This is a genomic window from Bacillus sp. LR_5, assembly GCF_042709275.1.
Genome location: NZ_JAVAXX010000197.1, coordinates 1 through 12,309, shown reverse-complemented (window position 1 = coordinate 12,309; position 12,309 = coordinate 1). Strand labels below are relative to the sequence as shown.

The 12,309-nt window shown below is 38.2% G+C and carries 20 protein-coding genes and 2 pseudogenes; 5 read left to right on the top strand and 17 right to left on the bottom strand.

Annotation, left to right across the window (positions count from 1 at the left end; translation table 11 throughout):
* A partial coding sequence (locus tag RAC86_RS27245; RefSeq protein ID WP_377886222.1) for a carboxymuconolactone decarboxylase family protein occupies positions 1 to 198 on the top strand: 198 nt, incomplete at its 5' end.
* Between the two features lie 310 nt (positions 199 to 508).
* Here RAC86_RS27245 and RAC86_RS27240 read toward each other — a convergent pair.
* Positions 509 to 865, bottom strand: a complete 357-nt coding sequence (locus RAC86_RS27240) for a hypothetical protein (protein WP_029318131.1) — start codon at positions 863 to 865, stop codon at positions 509 to 511.
* 692 nt (positions 866 to 1,557) lie between these two features.
* Here RAC86_RS27240 and RAC86_RS27235 point away from each other — a divergent pair.
* Both RAC86_RS27235 and RAC86_RS27230 read left to right on the top strand, forming a co-directional pair.
* Entirely contained in the window at positions 1,558 to 3,270 is a 1,713-nt protein-coding gene (locus RAC86_RS27235) for a ribonuclease YeeF family protein (RefSeq protein WP_264099891.1), read from the top strand.
* Positions 3,271 to 3,275: 5 nt separating this feature from the next.
* Positions 3,276 to 3,560 carry a hypothetical protein gene (locus tag RAC86_RS27230; protein ID WP_033885405.1) on the top strand — a complete coding sequence of 95 codons (285 nt, stop codon included), beginning with the start codon at positions 3,276 to 3,278 and terminating at the stop codon, positions 3,558 to 3,560.
* 462 nt (positions 3,561 to 4,022) lie between these two features.
* Here the strand turns inward: RAC86_RS27230 and RAC86_RS27225 are convergent.
* The 3 genes and pseudogenes from RAC86_RS27225 to RAC86_RS27215 all read right to left on the bottom strand — a co-directional run.
* Positions 4,023 to 4,130: pseudogene (locus RAC86_RS27225) on the bottom strand (hypothetical protein); the annotation flags it as partial.
* 33 nt (positions 4,131 to 4,163) lie between these two features.
* Positions 4,164 to 4,460, bottom strand: a pseudogene (locus RAC86_RS27220) (YmfQ family protein); the annotation flags it as partial.
* On the bottom strand, positions 4,430 to 4,570 hold the full coding sequence (locus tag RAC86_RS27215; protein WP_377886221.1) for a phage terminase small subunit-related protein: 141 nt from the start codon (positions 4,568 to 4,570) through the stop codon (positions 4,430 to 4,432). The gene RAC86_RS27215 and the pseudogene RAC86_RS27220, both read right to left, overlap by 31 nt.
* Positions 4,571 to 4,752: 182 nt before the next feature.
* Between RAC86_RS27215 and yosA the strand changes: the two genes are divergently transcribed.
* On the top strand, positions 4,753 to 4,872 hold the full coding sequence (gene yosA / locus RAC86_RS27210) for a YhzE/YjcZ family sporulation protein YosA (RefSeq protein ID WP_004399362.1): 120 nt from the start codon (positions 4,753 to 4,755) through the stop codon (positions 4,870 to 4,872).
* Positions 4,873 to 4,962: 90 nt separating this feature from the next.
* On the opposite strand, the gene RAC86_RS27205 is transcribed toward yosA, so the two are convergent.
* From RAC86_RS27205 to RAC86_RS27145, 13 genes are all read right to left on the bottom strand, one after another.
* Positions 4,963 to 5,214 carry a hypothetical protein gene (locus tag RAC86_RS27205; RefSeq protein WP_029318127.1) on the bottom strand — a complete coding sequence of 84 codons (252 nt, stop codon included), beginning with the start codon at positions 5,212 to 5,214 and terminating at the stop codon, positions 4,963 to 4,965.
* A complete protein-coding gene (locus RAC86_RS27200) occupies positions 5,198 to 5,353 on the bottom strand; it encodes a hypothetical protein (protein WP_377886220.1) in 156 nt (51 codons plus the stop codon). The genes RAC86_RS27205 and RAC86_RS27200 overlap by 17 nt, the downstream gene beginning before the upstream one ends.
* Before the next feature lie 40 nt (positions 5,354 to 5,393).
* On the bottom strand, positions 5,394 to 5,870 hold the full coding sequence (locus tag RAC86_RS27195; RefSeq protein ID WP_029318126.1) for a hypothetical protein: 477 nt from the start codon (positions 5,868 to 5,870) through the stop codon (positions 5,394 to 5,396).
* Positions 5,871 to 5,947: 77 nt separating this feature from the next.
* Positions 5,948 to 6,967 (bottom strand): DNA cytosine methyltransferase, encoded by a 1,020-nt coding sequence (locus RAC86_RS27190; RefSeq protein WP_029318125.1) that lies wholly within the window; start codon positions 6,965 to 6,967, stop codon positions 5,948 to 5,950.
* Positions 6,968 to 6,977: 10 nt separating this feature from the next.
* Entirely contained in the window at positions 6,978 to 7,499 is a 522-nt protein-coding gene (locus tag RAC86_RS27185; RefSeq protein WP_029318124.1) for a ParB N-terminal domain-containing protein, read from the bottom strand.
* Between the two features lie 28 nt (positions 7,500 to 7,527).
* Positions 7,528 to 8,049: a hypothetical protein gene (locus RAC86_RS27180; RefSeq protein ID WP_116316732.1), complete on the bottom strand. Its 522-nt coding sequence runs from the start codon at positions 8,047 to 8,049 to the stop codon at positions 7,528 to 7,530.
* A gap of 936 nt (positions 8,050 to 8,985) precedes the next feature.
* On the bottom strand, positions 8,986 to 9,555 hold the full coding sequence (locus RAC86_RS27175; RefSeq protein ID WP_326132491.1) for a hypothetical protein: 570 nt from the start codon (positions 9,553 to 9,555) through the stop codon (positions 8,986 to 8,988).
* Between the two features lie 261 nt (positions 9,556 to 9,816).
* Positions 9,817 to 9,984, bottom strand: coding sequence for a hypothetical protein (locus tag RAC86_RS27170; protein WP_326132490.1), 168 nt, complete (start codon positions 9,982 to 9,984; stop codon positions 9,817 to 9,819).
* A 190-nt stretch (positions 9,985 to 10,174) separates the two neighbouring features.
* Positions 10,175 to 10,561: an ArpU family phage packaging/lysis transcriptional regulator gene (locus RAC86_RS27165; protein ID WP_377886219.1), complete on the bottom strand. Its 387-nt coding sequence runs from the start codon at positions 10,559 to 10,561 to the stop codon at positions 10,175 to 10,177.
* A 76-nt stretch (positions 10,562 to 10,637) separates the two neighbouring features.
* Complete coding sequence (locus RAC86_RS27160) at positions 10,638 to 10,823, bottom strand: recombinase family protein (RefSeq protein ID WP_033885259.1); 186 nt, start codon at positions 10,821 to 10,823, stop codon at positions 10,638 to 10,640.
* Positions 10,813 to 11,346, bottom strand: a complete 534-nt coding sequence (locus RAC86_RS27155; protein ID WP_377886218.1) for an XRE family transcriptional regulator — start codon at positions 11,344 to 11,346, stop codon at positions 10,813 to 10,815. Before RAC86_RS27155 ends, RAC86_RS27160 begins: the two co-directional genes overlap by 11 nt.
* 64 nt (positions 11,347 to 11,410) lie before the next feature.
* Positions 11,411 to 11,602: a helix-turn-helix domain-containing protein gene (locus RAC86_RS27150; RefSeq protein ID WP_086352700.1), complete on the bottom strand. Its 192-nt coding sequence runs from the start codon at positions 11,600 to 11,602 to the stop codon at positions 11,411 to 11,413.
* Positions 11,603 to 11,617: 15 nt separating this feature from the next.
* The gene (locus RAC86_RS27145) at positions 11,618 to 11,866 is read right to left on the bottom strand and encodes a helix-turn-helix transcriptional regulator (RefSeq protein ID WP_377886217.1); all 249 of its coding nucleotides are present in this window, start codon (positions 11,864 to 11,866) and stop codon (positions 11,618 to 11,620) included.
* A gap of 165 nt (positions 11,867 to 12,031) precedes the next feature.
* Between RAC86_RS27145 and RAC86_RS27140 the strand changes: the two genes are divergently transcribed.
* The coding region (locus RAC86_RS27140; RefSeq protein WP_377886215.1) for a helix-turn-helix domain-containing protein at positions 12,032 to 12,309 on the top strand (278 nt) is incomplete at its 3' end.

Below are 12,309 nucleotides of genomic sequence, written 5' to 3'. Positions count from 1 at the left end.
CTCACTACACAAGGTGGCTGTGAACCACAACTACATGTTCATATATATGCAGCACTCAATGTTGGGCTTTCACCAGGTGAGATAGTTGAATCAATATTTCACTGTACGCCTTATACCGGCTTTCTAAGAGTGCTGAATGCAACCTTTGTAGCAAAACGAATTTTTGAAGAGCATAACATTCAAACGATATCCACTTAAAAAATTATAAGCTTTCCCGTTTAGGCGCCAGAGGAACCCTGGCGTTTTATATTATGTTCTACTTTAATGGAAAGAATCGTTTTGAATGATTTGAAAAAGAAGACAGGAAAGAATGAAGAGGATATCCGTGCAACTGTGAAGTATGTTTAAGGTTATTACTATCATTTCTTGTTTATTCTTTTAATTTGATTTAGAACATTTATAAGTTAATGTTAATACTACAATACGGTTTCCTAAGAGCAACCTCAGTTCTACTATCGACCCATTAGCTTAAACGTAAAAAGCACCCGTTTTCAGGTGCCCCAAACAACTATGATATTTTCCTCAATCTATTAGCGCTGAATCCACTGCTTTGGTATGTTTTGACGAGATCGCCCAATCGTACCGAAAAGCCCAAGATGCCGCTGCCCCTGTTCGTTCCACGCGGTACATCATACCAATGTCCGCTCAATTCCACCGCTCCACTCCAATCGTAACTCACTTCCCCTTCTAACACATTGGTCCAATTATGACCACTGCCGTTGTCGCTTAATCCTACCCACCAGACCTTATTGTTATCGAGATGGCGGATGTAGTAAATGCCTCCATCGTCGCCTCGCCAGGTTCCTGTCAAATCGTACGCAGGTTGCCTCCAATGAGTTAATATAGGTACCTGATTGTAGTACATAAGTAGCTCTCCTCTATTGGAATTTTTATTCGTTACAGCATAAGTCCACTACATTTAATACCGAATTCGTTGCCATGTAGTCGCGCCAATTCCACCGGATACCTTAGTCAACCGGTCTCCACTACGGGCGACGACTAAGGTGCCACTGCCCCTGTTCGTTCCACGCGGTACATCGGCCCAATTTCCAGAGATCACCTCTGATCCAGTTTCATCAAACATCCGCATTCCATGAAACACGTGTGTCCAGTGTTGCCCCCTACCGTTGTCGCTGAAGCCTGCCCACCAGACATGGGGGTCATCATGCCGGATGTAGTACACGCCTCCATCGTTGCCTCGCCAGATTCCTGTCATATCCGCTTCCTGCCGAGTCACTTGTGCATCAACAAAAGACTCCCAATCATGCATATGCCTCCAATGAGTTAGCATAGGAACCTGATTGTAGTACATAAATAGCACTCCTCCATTGGAATTTTTGGGTTTATTACACATAACATATGATGAAACATAACAATTGAACCTAGGCAAATGCTGATTTGAGATTATAAATATCGATGATAATCTGATTCAAATAATAGGTTAAATGACACACATCAAATTGATCATTTCGCTTTTTTAAAATGACATTACATTCTGCTTCTACTTTTTCTTATGGTAAAATTTCGTTGAAGCTTTTTAAATGAAAGGATATGATCATGAAGGTATTTGAAGCTAAATCATTGCTTTCTGAAGCTGAAAACCGTGCAAAGGAATACAAAGATACAAGGAGTCAAATGGTCAAATTAAAGAAAGCCTTCAAATCAGTGGCTGATCTTGATGACAGTGAGTTTTCAGGTAAGGGTGCCAATAACATAAAGGCATTTTATGAAGATCAAGCAGGGATCGCTGACCAGTGGATTGATTTGATTGACATGAAAATCGCATTTCTCACGAGTGTTACTGGCATTCTGGAAGACGCAAGCTTATCGGATGCCTACATAGAAGAATCTTTTTTAGAGCACGAGCTGGCAAACGCTTATACTAAATCAAAATCCATCATGTCAGAACAGAAAAAAGCAATGAAGGACATTCTAAATGACATCAACGACATACTACCGCTAGATTTATTCTCCACAGAAACTTTTAAAGACGAACTCTCTTCAACCGACAACAAACGTACCAAGACTATCAAAAAAATTTATGATATCGATGAAAATTTAACATCTGAATATGCGCTCTCAGAAGCAAATGAACAATTGATTCAAGCTGATTACCAAGCACTCATGAACGCTACATCAAAAGGCAAAAGCGCCTCCCCTATTTACTATAATGCAAAAGCTTATAGGGACAGTGAAATTCATAAGATGACCGAGGATGTAAAAAAACAATCTACTGATTATATTTCCTTCAAAGATCAGCAGGCCGAACAAAGAAGAATTGCGAAAGAACAGGAAGAACTCGCAAATAGGCCATGGTATGAAAAGACTTGGGATTTCGTTTGTAATTTTACGGGGGAAGTCTCCGGATATTATGATTATAAGAGAGCTGCTGATGGTGTCGATCCAGTCACCGGTGAAAAATTAACTGATGGGCAACGGGTGGCAGCTGGCGCAATGGCTGCGGCAGGATACATCCCTATAGTTGGCTGGACCGGGAAATTAGCCAAAGGCGGAAAGGCTGTTTACTCAACGAGCAAAGCCATCTATAGGGCAGACAAAGCGCTTGATATCTATAAAACTTCTAAGACATTCCCTGCCCTTCAAAACTCCAGTAAAGGACTCTACGGTCTTGCGTCAGCGAATGGTTTTAGTGAAGCAATAACTGGCCGCGATATGTTTGGGAATAAAATTTCCGAGGAGAGACGTGAAAACAGCTTAAACAGTGCGCTTGCCTCAATTGCTCCAATAGGAATGATTGGTGCAGGTAAAGCATTAAAAATAAATTCTGGTGCAGGTAATCCTTCCAACTTATTCAGAGGAGAAGATTTCCCTTATGCAACAAAAAGACCAAATGGTATCGGTAAATCTCATATTTCACCTGAGACCGGGAACCTTGTCCCCGCAAACAAAAGTGGAATGTATCAAGGCCGTCAGGTAACTGTTACGGAACATATTTTAGGAGGGTATAGGAAAGGTGGAAAATCCAATAGTCCATATACCAGTTTTACAATTAACAAAAAGATAGCAAAAGGTTACGGGGAATATACTATTGAATTAAATATATCAGCTCTACGAAAAGCCATACGTTCTGGAGAACTAAAAGGAGTTGCTATCCTGAATCCAAAACAAATTGAGAGACTTATTAAAAATGACACGAGACAAACAGAAAATTGGAAGAAAAAAGCTCTAAAATGGACTAGTAGAGATACGGAGTATTTTGTTAAAGGTGAGATACCAAAAGAATACTTCAAAATGTTTCCTAAGGAGTGAGGAGTATGTTTCTTTATTATCAAAATGAATGCTTAGGTGAAATAGATGGAGCAACAATAGAAGGGCCTTGGGCTTATGGAAAAATCAAACCTAATGAGAATATGGAAAAATTCAAAGATTTTTTCAGAGCAGTGGTGGATGAAGATGATCCCTCTGCAATTGAGAAGTTTGATGATGCTCTACTAGATGATGATAATTGGTTTATCATCGATGATGAGCAAAAAAAAGTAGGGATTTCTTTACCAGGAATCTACGAAGAAGATAACGAAATAAACTGGAGATGGAGATAAAAACAAAAAGGCCCCCTCATTAAGAGACAGGGCCTTTTTAGTGATGCTTCATTGCATCTTGAATAGTTCGCCCAAAGTTCAAATAAAAATTAAAATTAAGTCCTTTGTTGTATATATTAATTTTAAGAAAAGGAGGGATTTGTGATTTTTTATTACGAAGTAATTTGTATAAGTTGCAGGAAAAAATTTAGAGTATATGAAGGCACATTGAAATATAAGCAAGTTAAAGAAAACATGAATGGAAAATATACTTGTGAAGAATGTGGTCATAACATACGTTTAGAGGCTATAAAAAACTTTTTCAGATAACACTTTTTAAGAATTCACAGTATGTTAACTAGAAAACTCGCAAAAGCCTGATTTAATAGGCTTTCTTTTTTTGCATAAAAAAATACCCCCAGTTTGTTCACTGAGGGCAGGTTTTTAGCTTTAAGCGTCCTTTTTATTCTTATAGGGTACAAAATCCTGAATTGCGTTTGTTCCTGTAAGAACGGTCAGTTTTTGATTAGTAAAGTTTTCTTGAACATAGGCTTTTGCATCTGAAAGAGCCTTATCAGCTTTCTCTTGTGATGCTATTTCTGTCTCAAGCTTCTTCCATCCCTGCCAATTCGCCTTCAGCTCGCTTACTTTTCGATATCTTCTGTTATTCAGAATGACAGTATCTATTATCTGAAGCGGTTCATTTAAAGCGGCTCGCAAGGTATATGCCAAGTGAGCCGGCTTCATATTCTCCAAGGTTTCTATGAGTTCAGACATGTGTTGCATATCATCGAAGAACTCAGTGAATTTACGGAAACTAAGGAATTAATTAAGGCGGACTCAGCGCAATCGGCGGATCTCATCGGTGTCACCTGATTCCCGCGGTACGTTCAAAATCTTTTCCCATCGTTCAAGCCCCCACGGACCGCGGAGGATCGAGTATCAGTTGGTGAACGTGGAACACGGGTTCCGCCGCTTTCTTCCCACAGACGGAAGGCTTCATCTCGTTTAGGATCTCGTGGTCTCGGCATTACATCTCACCCACCTCCGGACCTCATAATTAAGTTTGTGTTTGTTTTATATAAATTTTTCTGATGTGTCTGCTGTTACACCTTTAGACAAAATATTCATTTTTTCTTATTTAGACTTACATCTATGTCGAAAGTTATTGTTTGGCATACCTTATACTATCTCTACTAAAGGAGGCGATATCATGGGATTCTACAGCGGATATTCTGGTGGATACTCTGGCGGCGGATACGGAAGCAGCTTCGTATTGATCGTAGTCTTATTCATCCTGTTGATCATTGTTGGTGCTACATTCCTTTACTAATCTTAGAGTAAATCCAAAGCCTTTTGAATCACCTCCCTGTAAACTGCAGACGCCATAAGAAGCTTTTATGGCGTTTTGCTATGTGATTAATTAGTACAAATCTTCATCTTTCTGAAGCTCTATATCAAGCTCTATGAGCTTTTTCAAATCGTCCACAGTATTCACCTTGATATGGCCACTTTGGAAGTCTTTAACCCACTGGGCAATACCTGCTTGAATGATTTTTCGGTATTTCTCTTTTGATTGACTGATGTTCTCTAACAACTCGGCACTATGCAGGAGAAGGAGATTCTCTTTTTCATCACCAGAAAGGGAACATATGTTTCTATTTTCTATTGCCATCCTCCCTGTCCTCCATTACAATATGAGATGAGAACGTGATGTTTTCCCACAACGCGGCCGCGTCTTGATCACGCTCTTTGACAGGGAGTTTTTCTCTGTTTTGAAAGAGGAGGGTGTTAGCAGCACCCTCTTTTCTCATTTAAAAAAACCGCCTTATGGATAAAGACGGTTTGTTCTAATTATTCCTCTGTTTGTTGCTTCTCTTCTTTCTCTTCTGACTTTAATTCTTCTGATTGCTGTTCATCTGGTCGCAGTTCCGTCTCTTGGAAACCTTTAAAGCGATATACTCTTTTACTAATCCTACGACCGGACCCAGAAAGTCCTATATTCAAATTTGATTCCTTATATTGAACTCCTGCTGCTCCATCACCCTGTGTATCATAATATTCCTCAATTTCTACTTCGTTAGCACGCATGATTCTATCTGCTATAGCGACCTCTTGAAATACCTTAGCTTGTGCTTCAGAAATTATCTCTTGCCTCGCAACCTCTGATTCTAGTTGCTCCAAATTTTCAGAGGATTGATTAATCTTATTAAGACGCTCCGCAACATGATTAACAAAATTTAACGGTATGGTAGCACCTATGCTACTACCAAAAGCCTCTACTGCTACTTCTAAAGCAGCCTTACCTAATCCTCTATTTTCTTTTGCCATACCTCTACCACCCTTGTGAAATTTGTTTACTTTAATTTAATACTTAATTAAACAAATTGCCACCTAGTATTTAGACATTAAGAAAAACATTGGGTCTTTATTTGTTCCGCTATTCTCTTCATCATGATAGGCGGGACACTCATACCACAAACATACTGCACTGAAGCGTCCATAAAGTCATAATCGAGAGGAAATGATTGCATCAAAATAATGTCTCGTTCAGAGATATAATAAGGCTCGTCATATCTGACAAAGACAGAACCACTGGCAAGTGTAGGCGGCACAAGACTGTTTTTCACTAAAATCGTATTGAAATTAGATTCTTTCCCCTCTGTCCTTTTCGTTATATCACCTATGTTGCTATCTGATGGTTTTCTCTTCACCCATCTCCGATACAATTTTGATGTCTCTTTCAATCTGGATCCACGCCCGCTCCTAAACTCTTTATAAGGGATAGGCCGCTCATTAAACGAGAGCTTTAACTGAGGTAAGTTCAGATCTTTCCTTCGTCCAATAAAAAAGACCCGCTCTCTTCTTTGCGGGACTCCCATTGTGGCAGCATTCAACAAAAACACCTGAACGTCATAGCCGATTTCTTTCGCTCTTTCTATTACAAGCTTCACATACCCTTTTGCTTTGCCAATGATCATGCCTTTCACATTTTCAGCTACAAAGATTTTAGGTCTCAATTTTTCAACTGCATTCAAATACTCAAAAAACAAATCATCAAGTGACTGTTTGGCCTGGCCCTCTCTGAAAGATTTTTCTTTTCCCCAAGCATCCTCTCGATCACCTGCCATTGAAAATACACTGCATGGAGGGAATCCATCGAAAATATCCAAATTGAATAATTCCTCCGGAAGATCGTCCAACTTGTTAAATTTCCTGATATCCATTAAAAACGAGTATTTAGGATTGTGATTCTTTCTATAGATTTTCATCATTTGCGGATCAATTTCACAGTTTCCAAGAAGGTTATAGCCAGCAAGCTTGTAACCCATGGAGGAACCGCCACCACATGAAAACGCACTAAAAACCTTCAATCCGTTCTGCTCAACATTTTTCAGATCAGACAGATACCATCTATAACTGTTCATTATTGCTCACCTACTCATTAAAAGAGAATCCACATTTAGGGCAGGTATGTTCAAATTGATCCTCTTCGTAATCATCAAGATTGATTTCATGATTATCGGTAACCTTCCCGCCGTTCCCCGCATGCCCTGTCAGATCTTCTAAAATACTTTCTAGTTCGCCTTCTGAAAAGCCGGTGAAGGACAGGTCAAAATTATTTTCTTCAAGCTCTCTTAAAACTTGTTCGAGCTTGTACTCATCCCAATCGCCGCCTGTTTTGTTAAGTACAATATTTAAGGCTTTTTCCTCGTTATCATCGAGATTTACCACCGAAACAGTAAGCTCTGTAGGGTTATTCTCCATATGTATTTTGAACCGCTGGTGGCCACCTACAAGGTTTCCTGTTCTTTCGTTCCAAACAAGCGGCTCGACATTACCGAACCGTTCAATAGATGCTTTTATTCTTTCATAATCGGGATCGCCTGGCTGAAGATCAATCCGAGGATTGTAGGGAGCGGGGTTAATCTTTTCTACTGGTATAGATCTAATATCCATATTGTTTCGCCTCCAAATAAAAAAGCACTCATCTAATATTGAGTGCTTTGGGTTCTAATTCTCTATTAGCAGCTTTTTTCTCAGTTTTTTCAAGTTCAGCTGTTTCAATTTCAGTAAGACATTCTTCCAAGATTCGTTTATAACCATAACTCTTACTTACATTACTAAAATAAATCCCTCTAAAAAGTAAGAATAACGCAAACAAGAGAAAAATAAAAAATAGTACACTAACAAGAATAAAATTTTCTTGGGCCATACTCCTCCCAGACGTAAAGTTATTTAATGCGGTAAAAAAAACAGTTAAGATAACACCATATAATGCAAAATAAGATGTATGCCAAATATTTGTGTCTTTATTTATATGAATAGAATCTTCTAAAATCCCGATGGAAACTTCAATCTCTTTTTTACCCAAATTAGACCTTACCTGCTCCTTATATTTTTCTCTAGTGGAAAAATTCTCATAATAAACCTTTTTCACCTTCTTTCCTTCAATTTCAATTGACTCTAAATATTCAATTACATACTTAGATTTATAAAACTTCCTCATACTATCACCCCCCATTATTATATCGTAGTCACCTTCAATTTTTTTACAGAATAACAAGGGTACTTTATTTTGTACTATGCTCGTCGAATTCTACCTCCTACACGTCTGAAGTTGTCACGTCTCGTTCCCATGATTTCTTCCCAATCCTGCCTTGTCAAAGGTTCATCTGCCTTTGTTGAGGGACTTAACACTTTTTTAAGCTGCTATTTCGTGTCAGCAGATAAAACGTCTCTCATCTTCATCTTTCATTACTCCTTGCCGAATAAGCACCGCCTTACGCTATTCGCTTTTATTAATTTGTGGCCCGCCGATTTCCCCAGGAGGTAAGCAAAGAAAATGGAGAGCCGGTTTAAAGACTTTCCTTGCAAGCGGGATCTCACCGCTTGCGTTCCCCGTGACTATCGCGCGCAATACTGCATAGACTCCAGCCGCTCCTCCTGTGAAGCTAACGACCTTCATAGTCATTCGATACATCCGAGTGCACACTTGATAAAGGAAAGGTGCGTCTCCTGGTTTGGCCATAAAAAAACGGCCACTAATCAGCTGTACAAATTCCCATGTACAAAAGATCAGCGTCCGTAGGTATCTCCTTTTTGGACTGTTATTTACGTTCGTTTTCTTGTTTCTATCGTATGACAAATTGAGCATTGAAAAACCCTCAATTTTCTCGGCTTTTTATCGATTTTTTCTTGTAACCTAATGGCTGCTATAAACAAAAAACAGTTTCCAAAGAAGCTGCTTACTTTTTAGTTTTAACAAAAAGCTTCCAAAGTTTTTAAACTCCGAAAGACAATAAACTGAGACCTAGTAAAAACGCCAAAATCGAGCTGCCAAAGAAATAAAACCCTCCCATTGAATCCCACTCCTTTTCAGTATCATATGAGTTAAAATTCAATAACGATAAAAAGAGCAGACTCTTAGGCCTGCTCTTTTTCATTAATCCCACCATTTAGTAGAAACGCTTGTTAACGGATTTGTTAGTTTCTCAAGGTGTAATTCTGCTTTCTTATTATCGCCATCTACAAAACTACGAACATCAAACACAACTTCATATGTTCCTTTTTGGTTAGATAAACTAAAACGTGAAACCGTATCATCAAAAGGAACAGGATCTTCTTCTACAAGTTTATACTGCCATGAGATTCCAGGGCCAATGTATGGTTGAGAAATTTGAATCCCAAGATCTCCTCCACCAGAATAAAATGTTTTTGATCGAGTTTTAAACGTAGAAGATCCCAAGTAATCCCATTCTCCTGCTCCTAAAACAGAAAATAGGCTTACATCATCAGAAATCTTTTTAATCTTCGGTTGTACTGTAGATTGATCGTTAATACCATCTTCCGGACCATCTTTTGCAACGACAGGATCTAATACATCAGCTCGTCCATCTTCTGAACCAATTTTATCACCTATCGGGTCGATTTCTTCAGCATTTACAGAATTAATACCAACACTAGACACAAAGAACCCTGCAACAATTGCACCAACAAAGAATATTTTTTTCATTCCCTTTTCCCCCAAATGAATCATTTTATTTTTTCAATCGATTTAACAGGTACTTCCGGCGGATTGAGAATTAAATCAATCCGTTGAACAGTGACAAAGACGACAGAAAAAATCAAGGAACAAAGAAAGGTTAGTAAAAGTATTTTCCACCAATTTAAGTTATTCATCATCTCTCCCTCTTTTCTTAATTGGAAATATTACCTATTTCCAATATTAAACACATTTAGGTAAAAAGTACAGGGGGGGAAAGGGAACATTTTGTTAAAATCCTTGAAGCGTGTAGATCAAAAAGATAAACACCACAATTATGGTTACAACAATAATTGCTTCTTTAGAATAATTTTTGTCATCTTCTTGCTCTTGTTTCTTCTTTTTAATTTCTTCTCTATACTTTTGTTGAACTTCTTTCTTCTTATCATTCGTTTTCATGATTAAACCCCTTTGAATCCAATTTGATTTAGATTCATTATTCCATCCCCCCTTTCAATTTATTGCAATTTTAACGCGCAACAATTAAGTACACCAGTGTAAAAAGCCTCGGCTATTATCCTACTAATGATCACTCGCAATTGTAGATCTTAATACAGAGTTGACGTCTAAGGGCACAAAAAAACAGCCCTTAGATTATTCCAAGAGCTGTTGCAATAGCGTTGATAGCATGCTTCTTTAACATATAAAATTTATCCGATTTAATGCCAAGCTCCATATAAATATTAGTATCTGTTCTTTGCTTGGGTGAGAGGTATTTCATCCTCACGATCTGTAATTGAAGTTCATCCAGGCAATTCTCTAAAGCTCTATCAATTTGCTTAACTTTCAGATCGTTATATTCGGTGCTTTTCCGCAGCTGGAGGAATAACCCAACGACTCCCTTTTCCTTTTGCTCTTTCCTATTCTCCGCTTGAATTTTTAGTGATCTATATGTTTTCAGTTCTTTAATAACAATATTCCGAACTTCTTTTTCATTAACTTCAGGCAAAAATGACAGTTGCTCTGCTGCAGTCACAAAGTACCTCCTTTTTGAAATAGAAAAGGACACTTTATTTATAGCCACCGCTAAAATTTTTGTCCGCAATGTGTATTTAATTTAAAAATGATTTATATTTTATAAATACTGGATTGTCTTCACGGTAAACTTCTGCCCATCCACCAATTAGTTTGTCGTTAGAAAGCTTGATCGCGCCTTCCAAATCAACCATTTTGCCTTCACGCTCAAAGATAATTCCAGCCTTAAAGCCTTGAAATTGTTCGTTGTCCTCAAGAAGCACTTTTGATTAACCCCCTCGTTAAAAGCTTCATTTTATGCTTGCCCCACATCTTCACCCATGAAATTGAATATTCCTTACAGAGAACAACGATTAGTTGAGTTAAAGCTGTTATGACGTCTAAACATTCCTGAATCGATTTTTCAATCATTTTTGTATCTGACAATGTTTTGGGATTAACTGAAATATGTTCAACTGAATTTTGTAGGGCATCTAGGGCTTCTGTCATTTGTATCTTGGATTGAACAAGAAGGTTCACCCTGTGCAAATCAGCTGTTTCCCCATCCAAGATTAAAGGTCCCCAGCCTGTATAATCAGAAGCAGCTTCAAGGGCAGGCCGCGGATCATTATGTTTCTCAGCAAAATATTGGGCCACCTCCGGCTGAACTTTGTGGCGGCCGCATTCCTGATGAGATACAGATTCACGTGAAAGAAATAATTCATCGTCCATAGATAACTGTTGTTGTGTAAGTTCCGCCTCTTTACGGGCGCTTTTTAGTGCTTTCGGTGCTCTACCAAATTTCACTTTAAACCTCTCCTTTTTCTACCAAAATTTTTCCTTGCAATTGGTAAACTTTAGTTAGAAGCGGTTATGCTAACTCTTTCATGCTGTTTTGTTCCTGCTGTTTGATCCACTCATTAAGAGAATCAACACGAAAGAAAATTTTCTTTCTAACTTTGAAATGAGGAATCTGACCATTTCTAACCATGATATAAATTGTTTCCTTGTGAACCCCCAAAAAGTCTGCGGCTTCTTGAGGGGTTAAAGCAGTTCGATTCAATGTAAATACCTCCATTTAAGCAGAATCTTGATTATGCAACCTGTGGTTTACATCCTGTTCAAAAAAAATAGTCCAATCAAGACCTAATACCGGAGCAAGTTTCATAGCTACAGAAGGTGATGGTTGTCTCTCACCTCTCTCAATCAAACCATAGTATTGACTGGTTATTCCAGCCTTAGAAAGATCAGCAACTTGTTTTTGCCTAAGGTTCCGTTCTTTTCTAGCTTTAATTAAATATTGAGTAAGAGCAGATGTCTTTTTCAAATCATCACCTCCTTTTTGTAAACTGTTTGTTTCTACGCTGTTAATAATAAAAGAAACCTATAGTTTCTTTCAACTCTTTTATGAAACTTTTAGTTTCCTTTTGTTCACGAAACTAATTGTTTCTATATAATAATTGTCAAAGGCAAATAAAGTGAGGAACCTACTATGTTTGGAGAACGTTTAAAAAAATGCCGTAACTCCAAAGGATATAGCCAGCAACAGATGGCGGATTTCTTAGGAATTACGAGACAAGGATATGGGAAGTATGAGATTGGTAAGGCTGAACCTGATTTAAAAACCCTTACTAAATTAAGCAATATATTAGGAGTTTCAACTGACTTTCTTCTAAAAGGCACACATGCACAAATTGATCTCGATGAAATTTTAAATGATCCCGAGACCTTAATTGCTGGCCGTGATGCTACGATTTCGAAAGAGCAAGC

Bases quoted from the DNA above. Each gene is read 5' to 3' on its own strand.
- RAC86_RS27240 (WP_029318131.1), bottom strand. From the start codon at position 865: ATGTACTACAATCAGGTACCTATATTAACTCATTGGAGGCAACCTGCG.
- RAC86_RS27235 (WP_264099891.1), top strand. From the start codon at position 1,558: ATGAAGGTATTTGAAGCTAAATCATTGCTTTCTGAAGCTGAAAACCGT.
- RAC86_RS27230 (WP_033885405.1), top strand. From the start codon at position 3,276: ATGTTTCTTTATTATCAAAATGAATGCTTAGGTGAAATAGATGGAGCA.
- RAC86_RS27215 (WP_377886221.1), bottom strand. From the start codon at position 4,570: ATGCCGAGACCACGAGATCCTAAACGAGATGAAGCCTTCCGTCTGTGG.
- yosA (WP_004399362.1), top strand. From the start codon at position 4,753: ATGGGATTCTACAGCGGATATTCTGGTGGATACTCTGGCGGCGGATAC.
- RAC86_RS27205 (WP_029318127.1), bottom strand. From the start codon at position 5,214: ATGGCAATAGAAAATAGAAACATATGTTCCCTTTCTGGTGATGAAAAA.
- RAC86_RS27200 (WP_377886220.1), bottom strand. From the start codon at position 5,353: ATGAGAAAAGAGGGTGCTGCTAACACCCTCCTCTTTCAAAACAGAGAA.
- RAC86_RS27195 (WP_029318126.1), bottom strand. From the start codon at position 5,870: ATGGCAAAAGAAAATAGAGGATTAGGTAAGGCTGCTTTAGAAGTAGCA.
- RAC86_RS27190 (WP_029318125.1), bottom strand. From the start codon at position 6,967: ATGAACAGTTATAGATGGTATCTGTCTGATCTGAAAAATGTTGAGCAG.
- RAC86_RS27185 (WP_029318124.1), bottom strand. From the start codon at position 7,499: ATGGATATTAGATCTATACCAGTAGAAAAGATTAACCCCGCTCCCTAC.
- RAC86_RS27180 (WP_116316732.1), bottom strand. From the start codon at position 8,049: ATGAGGAAGTTTTATAAATCTAAGTATGTAATTGAATATTTAGAGTCA.
- RAC86_RS27175 (WP_326132491.1), bottom strand. From the start codon at position 9,555: ATGAAAAAAATATTCTTTGTTGGTGCAATTGTTGCAGGGTTCTTTGTG.
- RAC86_RS27170 (WP_326132490.1), bottom strand. From the start codon at position 9,984: ATGAAAACGAATGATAAGAAGAAAGAAGTTCAACAAAAGTATAGAGAA.